The organism is Butyrivibrio fibrisolvens (genome assembly GCF_037113525.1).
Lineage (GTDB): Bacteria > Bacillota > Clostridia > Lachnospirales > Lachnospiraceae > Butyrivibrio > Butyrivibrio fibrisolvens.
The window spans coordinates 2,260,937-2,282,043 of record NZ_CP146963.1; the positions used below are offsets into that span (position 1 = coordinate 2,260,937).

At 38.9% G+C, this 21,107-nt stretch carries 17 protein-coding genes; 13 read left to right on the forward strand and 4 right to left on the reverse strand.

What is annotated here, in order from left to right; genetic code table 11:
* Window positions 1-161: 161 nt before the first annotated feature.
* The 5 genes from WAA20_RS09380 (at window position 162) to WAA20_RS09400 (ending at window position 8,708) form a co-directional block, all read left to right on the forward strand.
* On the forward strand, window positions 162-1,604 hold the full coding sequence (locus WAA20_RS09380) for a cobyrinate a,c-diamide synthase (RefSeq protein ID WP_073387633.1): 1,443 nt from the start codon (window positions 162-164) through the stop codon (window positions 1,602-1,604).
* Window positions 1,605-1,929: 325 nt separating this feature from the next.
* On the forward strand, window positions 1,930-4,392 hold the full coding sequence (locus WAA20_RS09385; RefSeq protein ID WP_073387631.1) for an adenosine deaminase: 2,463 nt from the start codon (window positions 1,930-1,932) through the stop codon (window positions 4,390-4,392).
* A 203-nt stretch (window positions 4,393-4,595) separates the two neighbouring features.
* Window positions 4,596-5,015 carry a hypothetical protein gene (locus WAA20_RS09390; RefSeq protein WP_073387630.1) on the forward strand — a complete coding sequence of 140 codons (420 nt, stop codon included), beginning with the start codon at window positions 4,596-4,598 and terminating at the stop codon, window positions 5,013-5,015.
* 82 nt (window positions 5,016-5,097) lie between these two features.
* The gene (locus tag WAA20_RS09395) at window positions 5,098-6,996 is read left to right on the forward strand and encodes a hypothetical protein (protein WP_073387628.1); all 1,899 of its coding nucleotides are present in this window, start codon (window positions 5,098-5,100) and stop codon (window positions 6,994-6,996) included.
* A gap of 251 nt (window positions 6,997-7,247) precedes the next feature.
* Window positions 7,248-8,708: a sensor domain-containing diguanylate cyclase gene (locus tag WAA20_RS09400; RefSeq protein WP_073387626.1), complete on the forward strand. Its 1,461-nt coding sequence runs from the start codon at window positions 7,248-7,250 to the stop codon at window positions 8,706-8,708.
* 134 nt (window positions 8,709-8,842) lie between these two features.
* Here the strand turns inward: WAA20_RS09400 and WAA20_RS09405 are convergent, their stop codons facing one another.
* Both WAA20_RS09405 and WAA20_RS09410 read right to left on the reverse strand, forming a co-directional pair.
* Window positions 8,843-9,166, reverse strand: a complete 324-nt coding sequence (locus tag WAA20_RS09405; RefSeq protein ID WP_073387624.1) for a hypothetical protein — start codon at window positions 9,164-9,166, stop codon at window positions 8,843-8,845.
* A gap of 192 nt (window positions 9,167-9,358) precedes the next feature.
* Window positions 9,359-9,970: a GHKL domain-containing protein gene (locus WAA20_RS09410; protein ID WP_338802711.1), complete on the reverse strand. Its 612-nt coding sequence runs from the start codon at window positions 9,968-9,970 to the stop codon at window positions 9,359-9,361.
* Window positions 9,971-10,853: 883 nt separating this feature from the next.
* Between WAA20_RS09410 and WAA20_RS09415 the strand changes: the two genes are divergently transcribed.
* The gene (locus tag WAA20_RS09415; protein ID WP_073387744.1) at window positions 10,854-11,585 is read left to right on the forward strand and encodes a LytTR family DNA-binding domain-containing protein; all 732 of its coding nucleotides are present in this window, start codon (window positions 10,854-10,856) and stop codon (window positions 11,583-11,585) included.
* 322 nt (window positions 11,586-11,907) lie between these two features.
* The gene (locus tag WAA20_RS09420; RefSeq protein WP_073387620.1) at window positions 11,908-12,642 is read left to right on the forward strand and encodes a DUF4097 family beta strand repeat-containing protein; all 735 of its coding nucleotides are present in this window, start codon (window positions 11,908-11,910) and stop codon (window positions 12,640-12,642) included.
* 136 nt (window positions 12,643-12,778) lie between these two features.
* Here WAA20_RS09420 and WAA20_RS09425 read toward each other — a convergent pair whose 3' ends face one another.
* Entirely contained in the window at window positions 12,779-13,621 is an 843-nt protein-coding gene (locus WAA20_RS09425; RefSeq protein WP_073387618.1) for a DegV family protein, read from the reverse strand.
* A gap of 172 nt (window positions 13,622-13,793) precedes the next feature.
* Between WAA20_RS09425 and WAA20_RS09430 the strand changes: the two genes are divergently transcribed.
* A complete protein-coding gene (locus tag WAA20_RS09430) occupies window positions 13,794-13,946 on the forward strand; it encodes a hypothetical protein (RefSeq protein ID WP_167562710.1) in 153 nt (50 codons plus the stop codon).
* A gap of 56 nt (window positions 13,947-14,002) precedes the next feature.
* On the opposite strand, the gene WAA20_RS09435 is transcribed toward WAA20_RS09430, so the two are convergent.
* Complete coding sequence (locus WAA20_RS09435; RefSeq protein ID WP_073387616.1) at window positions 14,003-14,536, reverse strand: Uma2 family endonuclease; 534 nt, start codon at window positions 14,534-14,536, stop codon at window positions 14,003-14,005.
* Window positions 14,537-14,715: 179 nt separating this feature from the next.
* Here WAA20_RS09435 and WAA20_RS09440 point away from each other — a divergent pair, with 179 nt between their 5' ends.
* The 5 genes from WAA20_RS09440 (at window position 14,716) to WAA20_RS09460 (ending at window position 21,107) form a co-directional block, all read left to right on the forward strand.
* Window positions 14,716-15,429 (forward strand): GH25 family lysozyme, encoded by a 714-nt coding sequence (locus WAA20_RS09440; RefSeq protein ID WP_081373814.1) that lies wholly within the window; start codon window positions 14,716-14,718, stop codon window positions 15,427-15,429.
* A gap of 397 nt (window positions 15,430-15,826) precedes the next feature.
* The gene (locus WAA20_RS09445; RefSeq protein WP_073387615.1) at window positions 15,827-18,400 is read left to right on the forward strand and encodes a PEP/pyruvate-binding domain-containing protein; all 2,574 of its coding nucleotides are present in this window, start codon (window positions 15,827-15,829) and stop codon (window positions 18,398-18,400) included.
* Window positions 18,401-18,720: 320 nt separating this feature from the next.
* Complete coding sequence (locus WAA20_RS09450) at window positions 18,721-19,443, forward strand: amino acid ABC transporter ATP-binding protein (protein ID WP_167562714.1); 723 nt, start codon at window positions 18,721-18,723, stop codon at window positions 19,441-19,443.
* Between the two features lie 28 nt (window positions 19,444-19,471).
* A complete protein-coding gene (locus tag WAA20_RS09455) occupies window positions 19,472-20,374 on the forward strand; it encodes a transporter substrate-binding domain-containing protein (protein WP_073387612.1) in 903 nt (300 codons plus the stop codon).
* A gap of 16 nt (window positions 20,375-20,390) precedes the next feature.
* Window positions 20,391-21,107: an amino acid ABC transporter permease gene (locus WAA20_RS09460; RefSeq protein ID WP_073387610.1), complete on the forward strand. Its 717-nt coding sequence runs from the start codon at window positions 20,391-20,393 to the stop codon at window positions 21,105-21,107.

A 21,107-nucleotide genomic window follows, 5' to 3' on the forward strand; every position in this document is an offset into this window, starting at 1 on the left:
TTGTTCCGTTTCTTCGAAACTCTCACAATCCTAAAACATTCGCAAATCCGCACTACGTGCTACTTTGCTCATGTTTTGCGGGTCATAAATTCATATTCGATTTCGAGCAAGCTCGAATCGAAATGACTTTTGACCCTTACGTCATATAATTAGAGGTGCGAATGAAAGATTTTAAAACCTTTCCCAGGTTTTTAATGTGCGCCACTTCAAGTGGAAGCGGGAAAACTCTTATAACTTGCGCTATGCTAAGAATCCTTATAAGAAGAGGATTTCTTCCTGCTGCCTATAAATGCGGCCCCGACTACATCGATCCAATGTTCCATAGTAAAGTCCTTGGAATTCCTTCAAGAAATCTTGATGTATTCCTCATGGGAAGTGACGGCGTCAAAAAAGCTCTGTCTCGCGGCTCTAATGACAGAAACATTGGAGTTATGGAAGGCGTAATGGGGTTTTATGATGGCATGAGCGCTACATCAGATGAAGGTTCATCCTATGATATCTGCAGGATCACAAAGACCCCTGCCATACTTGTTGTTAACTGTAAAGGTATGAGCAGGTCAATAGTTCCTCTTGTAAAGGGATTCTGCGATTATGATAAAGCAGGCACCATCGGCGGTATAATCCTTAACAATATATCCCCAATGGTAGCTGAAAGCATCAAAATAGAGATAGAAAAAGAAACTAAGGTTCCTGTTATAGGAATGCTTCCAAAGCTTAAAGACGTAAGCCTTGAAAGCAGACACCTTGGGCTTATTATGCCTTCTGAGATTCCGGATATTTTATCTACAATTGATATAGTCGCTGACAAGCTTGAAGAAAATTTGGATTTTGATAAGCTTATGAGTATTGCAGAATCAGCGCCTTCTATTGATGAAAATCAAGCTTTTTTTGCAGAAGATAACATTATAAATAATGATAATGATTATGTGACAGAAGATACTGATATTCGTGTTGTTGAGGATAGAATAGGCGAAAAACATACTATTCATGATGTACAAGATATAGTAAAAATCGGCGTTGCTATGGACGAAGCCTTTTGTTTCTACTATAAAGACAATCTGGATCTTCTCAAAGAATTGGGAGCAGAGCTGGTTTTCTTTTCCCCAATTCATGATACGAAACTTCCTGACGTATCAAGACTAATATTTGGAGGCGGATATCCCGAATTATATGTTAAGGAGCTTTCTGAGAATAAATTCATGAGAGAGTCAATCCTCTCAGCAGGAAAGTCCGGAATGCCTATCCTTGCAGAATGCGGAGGCTTCTTATATCTTCAGGAAAGTCTTGAAGATCCTGAAGGCAAAGCATATGAGATGGTAGGTCTCTTTAACGGCAAAGGGTGCAAAAAAGACAAGCTACAGCATTTTGGCTACGTAACTATGAGCGCAGAGTCAGATAATCCATATCTTAAACAAGGCGAAGAAATCAAAGCACACGAATTTCATTATTACGACACATCATGCAATGGCGATGTATGTACTTTAAAAAAGTTATCCGGCGCAAATTGGACAGGGTATCAGCTTATAAATAACAGTTTCGGCGGCTTTGCGCACTTATATTATCCTTCAAATGTTGATTTTATCAGATGCTTTCTAGAAAAATGATATATAGTACAATATACATAGACGTAATTATTTATAAAATCAAAAAAAATCTCATATGAATTATTACTAATACCTTGAAAATTCCTGAGGGTGGCAGTAGATAAATGATTTGCTTGTCTTTGAGAGTTTTGCAAAATCCAAGAGCTTGATAGATGGATATTTATATTCCGTTTAGGATCCGCATGTCCCCGCGAAGCGAGTTTCGGATCCTGGAATATAAATATCTAGATATCATGCCTTGGATTTCAAAACTCGAGAGATAAGCAAATCATTTATCTACTGCCATCCTCAGGAATAAGGCAAAGCATAGAAGAAGGAAAACACTATGACTTACTTTACCTGTTTTTTCTTAGATAATGAAAAAGATATAATTGTCAGCTTGTATAAAGACCTGGACAAGATGTATTACGTGCTGACTACGCCTAACCATAGCACCGGCAACCTCATCCGTAATCTTGCCGCCATCTGCAAGCTCCCCCTTTCTCAGGACGATAAGGGAATGCTTGTTATTAAAGGCGAGATTCCGTGTTATGTTGATGGCTACAATGAAGAAAGCTACATCTTCAGCCTCGGCGACATCGAAGTTGCCAGGATATATCCAGACGGACGTATCGAGATGAAGGCTGCGATCCCCGCTATATCCAAAACTCTTATGAGCCAGACCAAGGATTATCAGCTTGGCCTTGATAAGACCGTGTTCAAGACATTTGTGCGCAAAGATCTTAAGTTCAGCGCAGATCTTCATACTCACATGAACGGCAATCTCTCAGGCGATATGCTCATTGCTCTTGGTATCTGCCATCAGATAAGATATCCCCTTTATTATGTCAAGAAACTTGATCTAAAGCTTACTCAGGAGCAGTGGGACAAGGTTAATGCTCAAAGGGCTAAGGTTGCCAGACAGTTCATAACATCGCCCCTTACTGGCAAATATCTGGACAGAAAGATCAACGATAATACTTTCATCAATTTTGCCGACCTTATCCTTAACAATCTCGGCAATGCAGAGATGAATATAGTCAAGATCCGTGGTTCACTTTCTGTTATCAAGGACGGGCAGGCTGTTTTTACAAATCTTGAGAAGGTGTATCTCTACCGTTATGTATTTTGTAAGGGCAAAGAGAGCGACGACAAGATCGATATTAACAACGCTGACCTTATTCCTGATGAGGATGTTAAGAAGTACCTTAAGCAGATGCTAAGAGACAGGGAAAATCCTGACTATGCGCAGAATACTATTTTCCAGGATAAGCTCCTTTGGATCGCCAGATATTACAAGAAGCAGGGCGTATCCTATGCGGAAATAAGTGATACAACGCTGGTAAAAAAATATGAATCCATCGAGATGCTCCGCCAGGTTCATCAGGTTATGCCTAAGATCTATCAGGAGACAGGCGTAATGATAAGATTCCTTGCAGCTATGCGAAGGATTCCTTTGACTATCGTAAAAGACGCCGTTACACCTTCTGATTATCTTGAGCAGAACCTTGCAGTACTCAGAGCGACAGCACTTGATCCTTATGTTGCAGGATGCGATTTCGTAGGTGAAGAGATCAACGATATCATCACCTTAAAGCCTGTTTTCAAGGAAATCGTAAAGATTGCAGCAGGCGATCCCTATTTTGTCATAAGAGTCCATGCAGGTGAAAACGACAGCTGGAAGGACAACATCGCCCACAGTATAGAATGTGTCATAGATTCTCTTGCACCCGGACAGGCTATGCCCAGGATGAGGCTTGGTCACGGTCTTTATACATATAGCCTACGATCTAATAAGGGCAAAGACGTGCTTAAAAAGCTCAAGGACAATAACGTAGTCCTTGAATTCCAGATTACTAGTAACGTGCGTCTCAATAACCTTAATTCACTGGAGCATCACCCCTTAAGACAGTACCTTAAGCAAGGCATCATGTGCGTTCAGGGCTCTGATGGTGCGGCTTTGTACGGAACTAACTCAATTGATGAAGAGCTTTCTCTTGAGAGGATGCTGGGGCTTTCCCAGAATGATCTGCGTCTTATGAAGGATACTGAGACCAGGATCATAGAAGATAGCAGAAAAGCTTATTCTGACAAGAAGGCAGCTTTCTATGACATGCTTAAAGGCCGTGATATGGAGGAAGTCCTTCTTGAAAAGATGCAGACTGTCAGGATCTCAAAGTCTGCCCACAAGACAGTTCCTAAGTTTGATGCAAACAGAGAACTCAAAGAAGAAATCGAAGAGCTTGCCTGGGACAGACTTCCAGTGATCCTTATCGGAGGCAGCTTTAATACTGAAAGCAGAGCCACAAAAGTCACAAACGAAGGCATCCGCCAGCTGGAAAAGCTAATGAAATTCCTTGATCCAGAGGAAGTATACTTTGTAATAGGCCACAAGCTTTCAGGCTATGAAAAATATCTACTCGAACATAATAAGAAGAAGTTTACGATATACGCCGTTGTTCCTGCTGCAGTTTCTAAAAAAGAAGTTGAAAAGCTCAAGGCTTCAGGCGTTAAGATAAGAGTTTCTACAGAAACAGAAGGTATGGGCATCTACAAGAGCTTTAACTATGAGATCTTTGAAAGACGCCCTTCACTTGTTGTGGCCTTCGATGGAAACAGCGCTGCAGCAAATCTTATACAAGAGGCTAGAAATGGTAAGGGCAAATCTGCTATTATGGTTTGGAGTCACTCTAAGACCCTTTGGCAGAAAGCAAGATCACTTCACGGATATGTAGAGTTTTTTGACGAAAACAATGATGTTGTAGTTAAGATAAAAGAGCTCCTTGCAAAACAGAAGGGAAAGAGTTGACGATATAGGAAAAAAGCGGTATAAATGTCTTTTAAGCATATATTATAATTAAAGATTTTTAATTGGGTTGCAAGAAAAAGGGGAGTTTCTTGCAACTGTGGTTTTTTATAAAAAGTAGTGGGAGAAAAAGTTTTATTGGGCTGTAAATGGTCTTTTTTGCTGTATTCACGGCATTGTTCCCACTTTTTTAAATGAGGGAAAATATGAAATTTGAAATCGTAAATATTAATACTGATGGCTACGAAAGATTTGTTGATGTTAAATCTTCTGAAGGAAAATGTTTTACGGTACATTTCCTGGAATTCCGCGAATATCTTGATGAAAATGGGAATTCTAAAGTGAAGAGTATAGGCGATGTCATAGAGGGCAATCTTTGGATAGACCTGGTTGAGAATGCTTATATCTGTGATAAAGATTTGATGCATGATCAGCCTACCATACATTCATCAGATATAAATGCCGTTGTTAAGGTTGAGGAAGTGCTGGATGAATATTCAATATATGCGCTTACTTCACTTTGCGAAGAGCGAATACAGATTGAATTCGAGAGTAAGATCGATTTTCAAAAGGGTGATGTGATACATATAGAAGGCTCTTTAGAGCTTGTTGAGCCTGTTATGTAAGCATTGAGAAAATATATATATAGAAAAATCCAAGATATTGGATAGCACTATTTTGTTTTATTAGGGAGGATTATATTCAGGGATGACAGATAATGTTGATAGCAGAGTACCTGTGACTATCGATGAGTTAAGGGATTACTGTAATAAAAGTGGGATTAGCCTTTACCAGCTTAATTTTTATTTGGGTTCGGATCATATCGGATCTAATGCACATGGTATTTATAAGGATTATTGGACCGGAGATTTCATTGCATATAAAAATCTAGAAGATGGATCAAAAGAGGTCCTTTATCAGGGAACTGATGAGGCTGAAGGCGTTAAAAAGCTTTATGATTGCCTTCTGAACGTCCTTCAAAATGCAGAAGAGCAGAATGCTTCCAAAAGATTTGGAGCAGAAGATAAAGTATATACTGAACAAGAGAAGCTAAGATCTCTAATTGAAAGCATCAACAGTAAGGAAGAGAATCAGGCTTCATTTGGAGAAGATATCTACGGTGAAGCTGGCTCAAATTCATTCGGGTATGAATCATACGATGAAGCTGGTTCGGAATCAGTTGAAGATGAATCATACGACGAAACTGATTCGAATTCATATGAAGATGGTTCATACAGCGAAGAAGAGAACTCAGATGCATTTGGAGATAGTTCATATGGCGAAGAAGAGAACGTAGATGCATTTAGAAATAGTTTATGCGGCGATACTAACAAAGAACCATTTGAAAATACATACAGAAGCAATCAAGACTCAGATCGATATGTTGAGAGTATTTATAGAACCGATAGAAGAACAAGTTTATTCGGAGATAGCTCATTAGGTCAAAATAATAGCCGTAAGAGTAGATCTGTAGTAGATAACAACAAATCTGAAGGCTCCTGGATGGATATTAAGACACCGCTTATGAAGGCGGCGCCTAATGAGGATGCAGAAGAAAGTGGTAAAGAGAAAGATGTATTCGAGGATGCGTATAGCATTGAAGACGTCAAAGATCTTAAAACCGGTGTTGTATACTTCTTCAGTAAGCTCACCTATTATTTGAGCAGGCTTTGTTACTATTTAAGCGGAATTATTTTTGCTTTAAGTAGAGTATTAATTGGTGTCAGCCACACCCTTGGAAAAAGAGTCCTTGAACTGGACAAGAGCTACGTAAATGAAAAAGTTACAGAAGAAAATGTCGAAAAGATAAACAAAGCTGTTGAGACAGGCTTTTTTGACGAGAGTGGGTATGATGACAAGGCTCAGCTGTTATGGGATAAAACAAAGTTCTATACAAGCAGACTTTTCTTCCATATAAGCAAACTCTCATTACAATTTAGTCGTTACTGCTATCAGACATCAGATAATGTATATGATGTTGAAGCAGAAGAAAAAGTGTCTGATAGGGATAATACAGTTAAGGCAGAAGATGTAATTGCTGGTAGAGAGCGCGACAATAGAGCTGATGTTTATAAAGATGCTAACAGAAAGACTGTTGTTAATGAATATGCTGACAGCAAGGCTGCTGATTACAAAGAGGTTGCCAGCAAGACTTCAGTTAACGAATATGCTCAAAACCAGACTATAGCCACAAAAAATGATTACACTAAGGGTATTGTCAGGGAAAGGTCAGAAGACAACACTTACTATGCAGAACCTCAGAGGAATCTCGATAGCCTGATAAAAGGAATTGATCCTGATGTAGAAATTCTTAAACCAGAAAGCAGCTCATATGATCTTTCAGAGATTGCAGAAGAATATAATGATGACGATGATGACAGTCTGGATTCGTTAGTAAGTCCATTAGATGAGGATGACTCTGATTATTCTGACTATAACGATGACTACGAAAATGAATGGACAAATGAGTATATTATGAAGTTCTTTTTCGGACTTATAGCTTTAATAATATTTTTAATTTATCTTATGGCATCTACCAATTCTTCCGGTTTTAATGAATATGGTCGAAGCATCAGTAATTCCTTTAGTCATATTTGGAATTGGTAATAGTTGTTGAATATCAGTTGAACGTAAAATGCCAAAAGCATTATAATAAAGCCCCAAAATGCCGATATAGAATTAGTGGATATAAACATTCTTCAATGCTAACATAGGTATGATTTTGAAAGTGTTTTATTGTCACCCCCACGATTAGTGCCGCGGGCTCTTCTAATCTGAACCATTAGGTATTCTCTTTTGCCCGCGATATGAAGTTAATGAATCTTCTTTTAAGTTATGATAGGTTAAAAGGAGCTCTGATGGATAAAAAAGATGTAGCAAGCAGCATAGATAATGGTATAGGCCAGTTTACAGCTGAAGCTAGTGATATTGTTGATGAGTATACGCCTTTATTTGACGTAGATGCTTATCCCAAGTCGCAGCGTGAACTAATAATTGAATGTAATAGAAGAATTGATGAAGCAAATAGTAAATGCCGGATCGCCAGATACAGAGAGGATATGTTTGCTAGAGGGTTAAAGGCAGGTATGTACTTCTGTACTTTCGACCGAGAAGAGAACCTTATCAGTTTTGAATTCAATGATGAGACCAGACAGATGCTGGGCTATGACGGACTAGACGATCTTCCTAATGAATTTGACAGCTGGGTCAAGACTCTTGTTCCGGAAGAAAGGGATGGTATAGTTAAGCTGTTTTGGGATTCGATCAAGTGCCATCGTGATCTGCCGGATATCACTCATGCTACATATCGTATGCAGAAGAAAGACGGCAGTATCATATGGGTCACAGGAGCAGGAAGATTTATAAGACGCATAGATGACGGCTCACTGGAGATCTACATGGGGTGTTACCGCGATATTACAGCTCAGAGAGATCTGAAGGAGTATCTTAAGATAGTTGAGGCTATAGGTAAGGTCTTTAATTTCTCTATGTTCATAGATGTTAGAGATATGAGCTACCGCATGATAAGTACCAATGAATATGTTGAGATGGCAGATAAAGATCCTGATGCTTTAGTATTTCTAAAAAATAATGTTAAAGCGACTGTTGCAGAAAGCTTCCATCAAAGCTTATATAACTGGCTTGATAGAGACAAGATCATTGCAGCTATCGAGGAACATGGATCGACAAGCATGGAATTCTACAGTGAAGAAGCAAACCGCTGGTTCAATGGTGTCTTCATGGTGGGTGACAGAAATGAAGACGGTAGCCTTGCGCATATAGTCTACGGCTGTATGGATACTACGGATACTAAATTGCAGAGCCTGGCTCAGCAGAAAAAGATATCTGAGTTTGAGGCAGAAATCTATGTCGATTCTCTCTCTAAGATCCGAAACAGAAGGTTCCTTGATGATAAGCTTAAATTCGAGCCTTGCAAGGCGGTAGTTATGGCAGATATCGATCTGTTCAAGAATGTCAATGATACAGCCGGTCACCAGGGCGGAGATGAAGCTATACAAAAAGTGGCCAAACTTCTCGAACACTCTGTCAGAAAAGATGATGTTGTCATACGCTACGGCGGTGATGAGTTCATGATAGTTTTTTTCGATATAACAAGAGCAAATCTTAAAAGCAAACTTGTATACCTTAAGTCGGCACTTAAAGAGATCAAGATTGATAACAGCCCAGAAGTACGTATAACCATGAGCTTCGGCGCAGCCTACGGGACAGAACTTGTCAATAATCTTATCGGAGTTGCTGATAAGGCACTGTACGAGTCCAAAAAGACGCGTGATACATACACTGTGATCGCAAACTGATCAGATGGTTATAAAGGTATCTAAAACGTCAGACTAAAATATCAACTTATATAAATACGCCGGTTACTTGCAACTATGCTGCATGGATAGTTGCAAGTAGCTGGCATTTTAGTGTGAGGCTTCACTGGAGTGTATTAAGCACGCGCAATCTTACTTTCATGATAGATGCCAGCAAAAAGCTCGACGGTACACTGTAATCCGAACATGATCAAAACCATGGTGTGAATATTGTTAAGAGTAAATGTCGGTTCTCCCTTGATGAAAAATGTTAATAATTCCCAACACACAAAAACAAACCATAAAGTTTTGGCAGAGTCGGCTCTTGCTTTGGTCACAACAGTCTTAAACTCTTCTTTATTGTTCTTGTGCTTTATAGCGCCAAATGCCTCCCAAAGAGCCATAGAAATCAGCGCAACTCCAGTTAAAATAAGTAATACTACAACATAGATGTTATTCATTTCGTCCTCCTTTTTGTTTAGGTATCTTGTTGATAAGTAAAGTCTACCAGCAAGCATGGAGGATCGACATTTTAGTCCTGAAATACTAATTCGGAGTCTTATTCGCGGAGAGGTTTGCGTTTAGGATGAATAAAGCGCGGAAATATTAAAAACATAACACGGTCAAGAGATAGTGTTGCCAGGATTTAAATCTTACGCTGTCATCTTTTCAATCACAAGTGTCTGGGAAAAGTAGTTGTCATTTATTTCTGTCATCTTGCTTACATTTTCATAGCTTTCAAGTATCTTACGTACGTTGTCAAGACCAATACCTCTGCCTTCACCTTTAGTACTGATGCCTTTTTTCTCAATTTCAGAAAGGAATATACCTTTATTTACAAAAGAATTGGCTACAATGATAGCTACAGAGCTTTGGTCAAGAACTACATTGAACTTGATCTCTTTACTTTCAGTTTCAAGAGCGGCTTCTACAGCATTATCTATATATATTCCAAGAATTCTTGTAAGATCCAGAACACTCATAGATATCTCAGGGATATCGTCCATAATATCGACGAAAAGGTTAATTCCAAGGTTCATGGCGTTTATGAACTTGGCAGAGAGCATACCTTTGATCGCAGGTTCTTTTATCTTAGAAAGCTTGTGAAGGTAGTATTTGCCCTGATTGAGCTTTTCGCTTGTTGGAAGGACTGTGCTTTTAAAATATGCGTTAAGGCCGTCCATATCATTATTGTCGATAAAGCTTGATAATGTCAGGAGTACATTTACATAATCGTGTTTGAAGGAACGAAGCTCGTCGTACATGTTCTCTACCTGAGAGGTGTATTCTAAAAGGTTTCTTTTGCTTTCTTCTTCGCGCTTTGTTTTTTGAGTTGAATAAATATTAAAGGTAATAAAGTGGAATATTAAAACGATCAAAGCTGCCTGAGCTAAATAAAAAACAAAATAAATAATCGGAGTTATTGTTTCATCGCCTAATGATTTGGCATGAAAAACCATAAACCAATAAAATAAACCTACAATAGTTATTATCACGGTCATAGCAATTGTTATGTTTTTTGAAGGTATGTATTCAATTGCTTTAGTATACTTTAAATATAAACGATTAACCAAATAGGATAGTACTACAATCAGTACTGTGATTAAGAAAAGTCTTACGAAATATAGTACATTATCTGCGTGAGCGTCTACTTTTATAAAATAAAATATAATCGCTATGCGTAATTCGCAACAACACCTATCATATAGGCTCCCGGAACCAGGATAAATGAGTTTATATCTTTGTTAAAACAAAAATATGTTATAAGAAATAATATTGGCCATAAAATCATTACACTTGAGAATGTGTTGTCTCTTATATAAATACATATATATGCCAAACTCATCATAATAAAGCTTAAGATTCTCTTTTGAAGGCTTACATGCTTTGTCCACATGATATTAGCAGAGACAGGCAACCAAAAGCTGGTAGAAATAGCATCTAATAAAATCGTAATATCCATATAATAAATCTTCCTTTATATGAAATTTGTACATAAAAATACATTTTGTAGTTCGCGTCAATAAAGTAGTACAATGCATTAATTTACTATATTTTCAAGGATTTGGAAATATATTTTGACTTAATAAATATGTGCAGGTAGTATATTTAAGGAACTTTTGTTTTTTGATGGATGGTAAAAAATTCATGTTAAATATTTATATTTGTGAAGATGATAAGACCCAGCGAGGTTTGATGACAGAATATGTGAATCAAGTCATCATGATAGAAGATTACGATCTTAAACTGATGCTTTCTACAGATGATCCATACAAGGTTTTATCGACAATAGATGATAATCCAAATGTTGGACTATACTTTTTGGATATAGAACTTGCGTCAGATATGAACGGACTGACTCTTGCCCAGCAGATCAGGAAGAAGGATCCTCGCGGATTCATTGTCTTTGTAACAACTCATTCTGAGATGTGCTACATGACCTTTACTTATAAGGTTGAGGCTCTTGATTTTATATTAAAAGATGATCAGGATAACCTCCACATGCGCATTCATCAGTGCATAAATAATGCATATTCCAGATACTCAGCAGTTAATAATCATGCAAATCAGATATATGCTGTGAAGATTGGAGATAAGGAATATTGCATACCTGTTGAGGAGATCCTTTACATAGAGACTTCATCAAGCCCTCACAAAGTTATCATGCATACCCCCGCAAGAATACTTGAATTTAATGGGAAGATAAAAGAAATCAAAGATGAACTTGGATCTAACTTCATAATCTGTCACAGATCCACCGTGATCAACAAAAAACATTTACGGGAAGTAGACCTTAAAAACCGCACGGTTACACTGAGTAATGGTGAAGTGTGTGTCGTCTCCACAAGATATATACATTCCCTTACCAAATGCTCATAAATAGGCCCAACACCGAAGGTGTTCTCAATTGGCCTATTTACATGACTTTTGGAACGAAGTGACAAAAGTCATAGGAAAATGGACATATTAGAAAATAAGTGAAAAAAGACGTAAAATTCGTGAAAAAGAGCCACAAATTTAGTGCGTTAATGTTATAATACCAAAAAGGCTCTTTCCGGGGATTTTCTAAAATTACAATTCTAAACGATAAAAAGAAATATACAATAGATATATATCTAAGGAGAGGATTTTATTGATGAAAAAATTCGGAATAGGGATAGTAATTATTATTTGTATACTAAGTATAGCGGGGTGCGGGAATATGTTTCATTTTATCAAAAACGGTAAAACAAGAGGTATCAGCATTACATTTGAAGATTTTGGAGAAATGATCGATTTTGAAACTGGACTAGGTGACTTCTCCAAGATCGATGTAGATCTCTCAATCGGTGATCTTAGCATAGTTGCAGGCGATGGATATAGCCTTAAATACAGATATCCTGAAAAGCTTCAGCCTGAATACGAAGTTAAAGACGGAACATTGGTCGTAAAGACAAAGACAGAGAATAAGATATCTGTATCAGATGATATATCTGAGAAAACATATTTAACTATCACAGTTCCCACAGGTACTGAGTTTAAAGATGTAAAGCTTGATGATTCCATGGGAGACATAACAGTCAGAGGCGTAAACAGTGCTAAACTTGTAATCGAGGATAGCATGGGAGATGTAAGTGTAAGCGAAGCAAGCTTTGGAACTATCAGCATCGATGACAGCATGGGTGATATCAAAGTAACAGATGTTAAAGCTGATGAACTTAAAGGCGCTGCATCGATGGGCGATTTCGAAATAGAAACATCTGATATAGCTAAAGTAAAATGGGACAGCTCCATGGGCAAGATTACGCTTAAGGGAACCTTCGTAAATCTTGAGCTTGAAGATTCTATGGGTGATATCAAAGTTGATAGCGAGAGTGCATGGACTGGTAAGCTCGAGACATCTATGGGCGATATTGTTGTGAATGGTGCAAAGAAGGGCGATAGCTATTCACAATAAATAGTTGTTAATGGTAGATTCCACTTATATAATCCTCGTACGGATAACGCTCGAGGATTATATAAGTGGAATCTACCAAATTTACTCTATTAACTTCCTAAAACGTATTGTAGCGTTAGTTAAAAAGTATTTCGTCTTAGTCTGATATGAAAAGAACGCCAAGCGTTCCTGGACCGCAATGAGAAGATACGACGCTTCCTGCGCGTGTTTCAAGGATTTCGTCAAAGTGATTGAGGCTTAAAAGGTATTCTCTTACTTGTTCTACGATTTCTTTATCACATCCTGAATGTGTGATAAATACGCGGTCTTTTCTGGCGTTCTTAAGATCTGATTCCATATCCTTTACATAATCCATAACGTACTTATGGCTATTGCCGCGATATTTCTTTTCAGGGTGCATAGCGCCGCCTGATACGGCAATCCTTGGATGGAGCTTAAGGGCTGTTCCGAAAAGTGCTGCAAGACCAGAGCAGCGTCCACCTCTGTGGAGATAAACAAGAGTATCTATTACAAAACTTGCGCGGACCTTATCTTTAAGGCTTTCAATCTCATCTGCGATTTCTGAAGCTGTCTTTCCTTCTTTTGCAAGCTCTGCAGCTCTTATTACCAGAAGGCCGATACCAGTAGAAAGATTAGCAGAATCTATGATATGAACTCTGTCCTCGATTTCTAAAGATTCAGCAGCGAGACGTACATTATTAAAACATGCGGACATAGAAGATGAGATAGTGAAGACGATATATTCATCTGTACTGTCAGGATTAAAGATCTTTGCTACGTCCTCTATACTTGGAGCTGCAGTCTTAGGTGTATCGTTATGTTCATCAGACCATTTATACAAAGCTTCTGGTGTAATATTGACGCCATCTAGAAATTCAACATCACCAAGTCTTACAAATAAGGGAATTATACCAATTTCATACCTGTCTAATAATTCTTTTGACAGATCACAAGTGCTGTCTGAAAAAATCTTAACCATTATGCGCCTCCCATGAATAATCTTACATACTATAATAGCACTTTGTAGCCAGAAACGCTTTGTTATCTAATGATTTATCTGTGTGACATTTGTGTGATATATGTCTTGATATTATTACCTTGTTGAAACGGTTAATCCATTCACAACAAATAATAATAGAGAGGAAATGAAAATGACTGCAATGTTCATGGGAATGAAGATTTTAATGGCAAGAGAATCAAAGAGACTTGAAGGTGCAAATATGATTGGAGCAAATAATTACGGTCTCCGCAAGTCAAATATAGATAGACCTATTGTTAAGGAATGTAAGAAAAACGAAAATTAAAGAATTTTTAGAAGATAATATAAGGGTGATGTCACAAAAAGGCATCACCCTTGTCTTTAAATGCTAATTTTAAGTTCAAATCCAGGATAAATTCCAACTGGAATGCTTTCAGAGAACGGATAATCTGCTGTTTCATTTTCAATAAAGTTATAGGTTCTGACCATCTTTTTATCAGGATCCACTATCCAATATTCGCGAACACCGGCGCTTCTATACTTGAAGAGTTTTATCATGTAATCCATCTTCTTGCTGGAAGGGCTTACAATCTCAATGATAAAATCAGGAGCTCCATGACATCCCTTGTCATCAAGCTTGTTCTTGTCGCATATTACTGCAATATCTGGTTCAACATAGTTGTAATCATCGTTGTTGAGAAAAACTGCGAATGGAGCTAAAAATGCTTCGCATTTTCCATTGTTTTTGCGTATATAATTAGTTAGATCTGTTGTTAAATCGCGAGCAATCCTTTGGTGATTTACAGACGGCGGAGCCATATTATAAATGACGCCATCGACTAATTCAGCACGTTCCCCTTCAGGTAGGGCATATATATAGTCTATAGTTTTTAGTTCAGCTTTAATTAAAGGCATAACGTCACCTCCATCACTTATATGATAGCATAAGAGTGCGTCACTAACACTACAAGATTTTATTAGTTACGCTTTAGATGATATACTATAGTTACTGCGTTGAAGTAACAGGATGCATTTTGCCACTTACTTCATACGTATTTGAATCATAAAAACTATGAAAGAGCCTAAATTCAATCATGAATATAAATATAAAGTCCATAAAGAAGAAACTTATCAAAGTCCTTATTCTCATCGCCATCATTGCCATAATAGGCGTTGCGAATCTGGCATCTATATCATCCAGGTTTTATCCAATAAAGGGAATTGACGTATCACACCACCAGGGAACCATTGACTGGAGCCAGGTTCCTGATAAGGGGATCTCATTTGCATATATCAAGGCTACTGAAGGTAGTGGACATGTAGATACCAAGCTTTCTGCTAATTATGAAGGCGCTAAGGAGAATGGCATTGATTATGGCTTCTATCACTTCCTAAGCCTTGAAAGCCCAGCTCAGTCCCAGTTTGATAACTATAAGGCTGCAATAGCAGACTACGATATGACCTTAATTCCTGCAATTGACGTTGAGTGGTACGGCGATATGAGGCAGAATAAACCCGATAAGGAGCTTGTTATTAAGCAGGTACAGGAACTGTCTGACCTTATGGAAGATGAATACGGAGTAAAACCGCTCATATACACAACCCAGACTTTCTACTTCACATATCTGTGGGGCGAATTCAAAGATAATCCCCTCTGGATAAGAAATACAGCCTGTACACCGGTTCAGAAGTTCGCTATATGGCAGTACACTGAAAAGCTCGATTTTGAGGGCATCGTAGAGTTTGGCAGATATGTTGATGGTAACGTGACTAATAAGAAAAAATTGAGCACATTATATGTTAAATAAATGCTATAATAATAACAGAGCAAAGGCGCTTATTAAAAGCGTTCTTTGCTCTTTTTTGGTTACAAAAGTAGGTATATATTAACTCAAAATTCGCACTTATAAAAATCTAATGACTTTGAATATTCCTGAGGTTGACAGTTAATAAATGGTTTTGGGTTCTTTGAAAATTATATTAAATTCAAGAGCTTGATAGATGGAAGGATATATTCTGTTTGGGATTTATTTGTCTGAGCGAAGCGAGTTTATAAATCCCAGAATATATCCTTACAGATATCATGCCTTGAATTTTATATGATTTTCATGAACCCCAAACCATTTATTAACTGCTAACCTCAGGAATAGGCGAGGCCTCAATTTTATACATGCGAAGTTCGATGCAATTCCCCGGAGGGCGATTATGGCTGCATTTGATAGGATTGAATCCGGTATACCGGAGATGGATAAAGCGCTTGATAATATTAGGCTTGGAGATAACGTCGTCTTCAGGGTTTCGGATCTGTCTGAGTTTAAGCTGTTCGTAGATCCCTATATAGCCCAGGCTAAGAAGGATGGCAGGAATATTATCTATTTCAGGTTTGCAAGTCACGAACCTTTAGTAGAGGACTGCCCTGAAGTTAAGACCATAAATGTCCCACTTACTCACCGTTTCGAGACCTTTACTGTAGATATTCACAACATTATAGAAAAAGAAGGTAAGGATGCCTTCTATGTTTTTGACTGCCTGTCAGAACTCCAGATAAGGTGGGCAACTGACCTTATGATGGGCAATTTTTTCAGAGTGACCTGTCCGTTTCTTTTTATTCTTGATACTGTAGCTTTTTTCCCAATTATAAGGGGTAAGCACTCGTTCCATGCGGTCAATAAGATTCTTAATACGACCCAGCTCTTTCTTGATGTATATTCCGATTCCAAGCATGTATATGTAAGGCCTGAGAAGGTGTGGAACCGTGATTCTGAGACTATGTTTCTGCCTCATATTTATAACAAAGAAGACAATACCTTCAGGCCGATACTTGATGGAGTACAGTCAAGCCGCTTTTACCAGCTTCTTGATAACTTCCAAAGACCGGGTGAAGACCAGTATATAGACTTCTGGGATAAGTTCTTCAATATGGCCAGGATGCAGTATGACAACGATATGGACATCGAAGAGTCCTGTAATATCATGTGCAATATCATGATGACAAGAGACGAGAAGATGCGTGCAATGGTCAGAAAGCATTTCAAGCCCGATGACTATTTTAATGTCAGAAGCCATATGATAGGAACGGGGCTTATTGGTGGTAAGGCCTGCGGAATGCTGCTTGCAAGAGCTATCATCCGCAATATGAGCCCTGAGATCGATGAGGTATTGGAGCCGCACGATTCATTTTTTATCGGATCTGATATTTACTATACCTATATCGTAGACAACGAATTCTGGGATCTTCGCATCCGCCAAAGGACTGAGGAAGAGTACTTTTCGCTTGCGGATGAATTTGCTTTGAAGCTTAAACAGGGAGTTTTTGCAGAGGATCTTAAGACCAAGTTCAAGAATATCCTTGATTATTACGGACAGGATCCTTTTATTGTCAGGTCCAGTAGTATCCTTGAAGACGGCTTTGGTAATGCCTTTGCGGGAAAATATGAGTCGGTTTTCTGCGCCAACAGAGGCACTTTGGAAGAAAGGCTTGACGAGTTTGAAAACGCTGTAAGGACAGTTTATGCATCCACAATGAGTCTGTCTGCCCTCGACTATAGAAAAAGGCGCGGCCTTGATAAAAGAGATGAACAGATGTCTCTTCTGGTTCAGCGCGTATCAGGTTCTTATTACGGTTCTTACTATATGCCTTGCGCGGCGGGTGTTGGCTATTCTTACAGCCCTTATCAGTTCCTTCAGGGAATTGACCCCAAGGCCGGTATGCTTCGACTTGTAATGGGGCTTGGAACATCAGCGGTTGACAGGACTATGGGTTCATATCCGCGCCTTGTAAGTCTTGATATGCCTCAGGCGACGTCGTGCGTGACTGTGGCTGAGAAGCACCAGTTCTCGCAAAGGGCGGTTGAAGCTGTAGATGTAAGCGAACATACTTTGAAGAGACTGGAACTAAAAGAAATTGAAGAAAAGATACCTGTATATCTAAAAAATACTCTTCTTGAGCATGACTATGAAGTTGAGAGTTCACTTAGATCCCGCGGAATATATCGCGATGTCAGATTCATATCATGCCTTGGACTTGTCAAAAAAGATATACTGATGTCTCAGATGCAGCAGCTAATGCACCTTATACAGGAAGAATATCAGCACCCGGTTGATATAGAGTTCACCATGAACCTGTCAGAAAACGGTGAGTATTCAATCAACCTTCTTCAGTGCAGGCCTTTGCAAGTCTTCAAGGATACAGCAGGAGTATCGATTCCTGACAAAGTATCGGAAGATAAGATTATCCTTGAAAGTAAAGGCTCATCAATGGGACTTTCAAGGTGTACGCCTATTGATTTGCTGGTGTATGTAGAGCCTAAAGCTTATTACAACATGCCATACGCTGACAAGGCGCGTATGGCCAAAGTCATAGGCAAGATAAACTGGGGATTCAGAGGCGAAGACCGCCACATGATGCTTATCGTCCCAGGGCGTATCGGAACTTCGTCGCCAGAACTTGGCGTTCCTACTACGTTTGCAGATATAAGCGAATTTGAGGCAGTGTGCGAAGTAGAAGAGAAGGAAGCAGGCTATAATCCTGAGCTTTCCTACGGAAGTCATATCTTCCAGGATCTTGTAGAGGCAGATATACTTTATACGGCTGTATTTGCCAATGAGAAAACTCTTCACTTTTCGCTAGATATACTTAAAGAGCATAAAAATATAGCATCTGAATATATTGCGAATGATGCCGATGCTGATATAGTAAAGGTATATGATCTGAAAGATTCTGAATGTAATCTTTATTATGACCTTGAGCAGAATCATTTGTTGCTTAGTTTTGAGTGATCAGATTTTAATAATATTTAAGATATCCAATAAGACTCGGTATTTTTGTTGCCGGGGAGCTTTTTGATTTTAAATTGATTTTTTTTAACCTAAACATAGATTTAATGCCTGTAGCGATATTAATTATTTTAAAAAAGTATTAAATTAGGACTTGCCAAATTATAAATAATCAGTATACTTGTATACAAGACGAAGGCGTTTTGATTCATTAAATGAATCAAAGCGCCCCTTTTTTTATTCCTAATTCTATACCTATTTTGAGACGACGGCGTTTCGGTATTGTACCGAAGCGCCGTTTTTTGGAGGAAGATCATATGGCAATGATAAAGCTTGAAAATGTAAATAAAAGCTTTGGAGATCTGCATGTATTAAAAGATGTGAATCTTGAAGTTAAAGAAGGAGAAAAGCTCGTTATCATAGGTCCGTCCGGCTCCGGTAAATCAACAACCGTAAGATGTATGAACTTCCTTGAAACGCCCACAAGCGGGCATGTTTATATTGACGGAGTAGAGCTTACACATAAGAACAAGACTAAGGTTGTCCGTGACAGTACATCAATGGTCTTCCAGCAGTTCAATCTTTATCCGCACATGACTGTTTTAAAGAACCTGACGCTTGCACCCATGAAGCTTCATCATAAATCAAAAAAGGACGCTGAAGAACTTGCATATCATTATCTTGATGTTGTTGGACTTAAAGATAAGGCTGGAGTATATCCAACAACTCTGTCAGGAGGTCAGCAGCAAAGGATCGCCATAGCAAGAGCTCTTTGTTCACAAAGTAAGATCATCCTTTTTGACGAACCAACATCGGCTCTTGACCCTGAGACTATTCAGGAAGTTCTTGATGTAATGATAAAGCTTGCAAAGGAAAACATAACCATGGTCGTAGTTACCCATGAGATGGGCTTTGCAAGGCAGGTCGCAGACAGAGTGATATTCATGGAGGATGGCCAGATCATTGAGTCAGGAACTCCGGAACACTTCTTTACAAGTCCCAAGAGTGACCGCGTTAAGCAGTTTTTGGGCAAGATAATACGATAAAAAAGATTATTTTTAGGAGGATAAAATTATGAAAAAAAGATTACTTAGTGCATTTATGGCAGGAATTATGGGAGTGATGCTTGCAGCCTGCGGCGGAGCAGATTCAGCTTCAGATGTAGCTTCTATTTCAGAAGATACACCGGCAACGCCAACTGCTGGCGAACCTTCCGAGGGCTCATATTCTGAAGATGTACAGGCCATTATAGACAGGGGAGTATTAAGAGTAGGTGTTAAGAATGCAGTTGTTGGATTTGGATACGAGGATCCTCTTACAGGAGAATATTCCGGTATGGAGATCGAACTTGCCAAGGAACTTGCAGATAAGCTCGGAGTTGAAGTTGAGTTTACCGCAGTAACCGCAGCTACAAGAACAGAGCTTCTTGATTCAGGAGATATCGACTGTGTTCTTGCAACTTTCACTATCACAGATGAGAGAAAAGAGAGCTGGGATTTCACCACACCATATTATACGGATTACGTAAGCGTACTTGTAGAAGATGCTTCAGGCATCAAGACTTTAAGCGATATCGTAGGTACAACAGTAGGCGTATCCTCAGGTTCAACCTCAGCTAAGTCCCTTGTAAAAGCCATGATCGAGGAAGGCCTTATAAGCGGCGATGGATTCGATGAAGAAAGCTTTGATCCAGCAACATGGACTGAAGGCGTTTCATTCCAGCAGTATGATGACTATCCAACTATCTCAACAGCACTTAGCGCCGGAGAAGTAGATGCATTCTGCGTTGATAAGTCAATCCTTGCAATCTACAAGACAGAGGGCAGATTTTATATCGAAGCTGAGTTTGCTCCACAGGACTACGGCATTGCAACTACTAAAGGTTCAGGACTTTCAGAAGTTGCTGAAGAATTGGTAAAAGAAGATCTGGGCGACGGAACAATTGATACTCTGATTTCTGAAAACGGATTGGATTAAGAATGGAGGACCGGTAATGTCAGGATTATTTTCTGCTAGAGCCTGGACTAAGATATGGATCTATAGGGGAACTTTCCTCCTTGGCCTTTTTAATACATTACGAACTGCGCTGGTAGCGTTACTTCTTGCCCTTGCCCTTGGTATCATCTTCGGGCTTATGGCAACAAGTAGTAAAAAGGTACTGAGATTTATAAGCAGGGTATATGTAGAGGTAATACAGAATACACCGGTTCTTTTGCAGATGTGCTTTTTGTACTATGCACTGGCATTTTCAGGACACAGCCCTGGAATAATAGTAACCGGAATCCTGGCACTTGGTATATATACCGGTGCTTACATGGCAGAAGTTATAAGGGCAGGTATTGAATCAGTTCCAAAGGGACAGTTTGAAGCTGCCAGAGCCCAGGGATTTGGATATGCCGGTCAGATGTATTACATAATCATTCCTCAAAGTATCAAGGTGATCTTACCGCCTATGACCAATGTTATCGTCAACATGATAAAGAATACATCTTGTCTTTATATTGTTGGAGGAGCTGACCTGTTATCACTTACATACAGTTTCGTTACAGGTGAAAATACAGGCGGCTCCTATGCCCCCGCGTATATAGTATGCGGCGTGATCTTTTTCCTGATATGTTTCCCTCTGTCAACATTTGCAACTATGTGGGAATCATCTCTTAAGAAAAGAGATCAGAGAGTGTTTCAAAGAAGTACTGTAAAGGAGGCATGA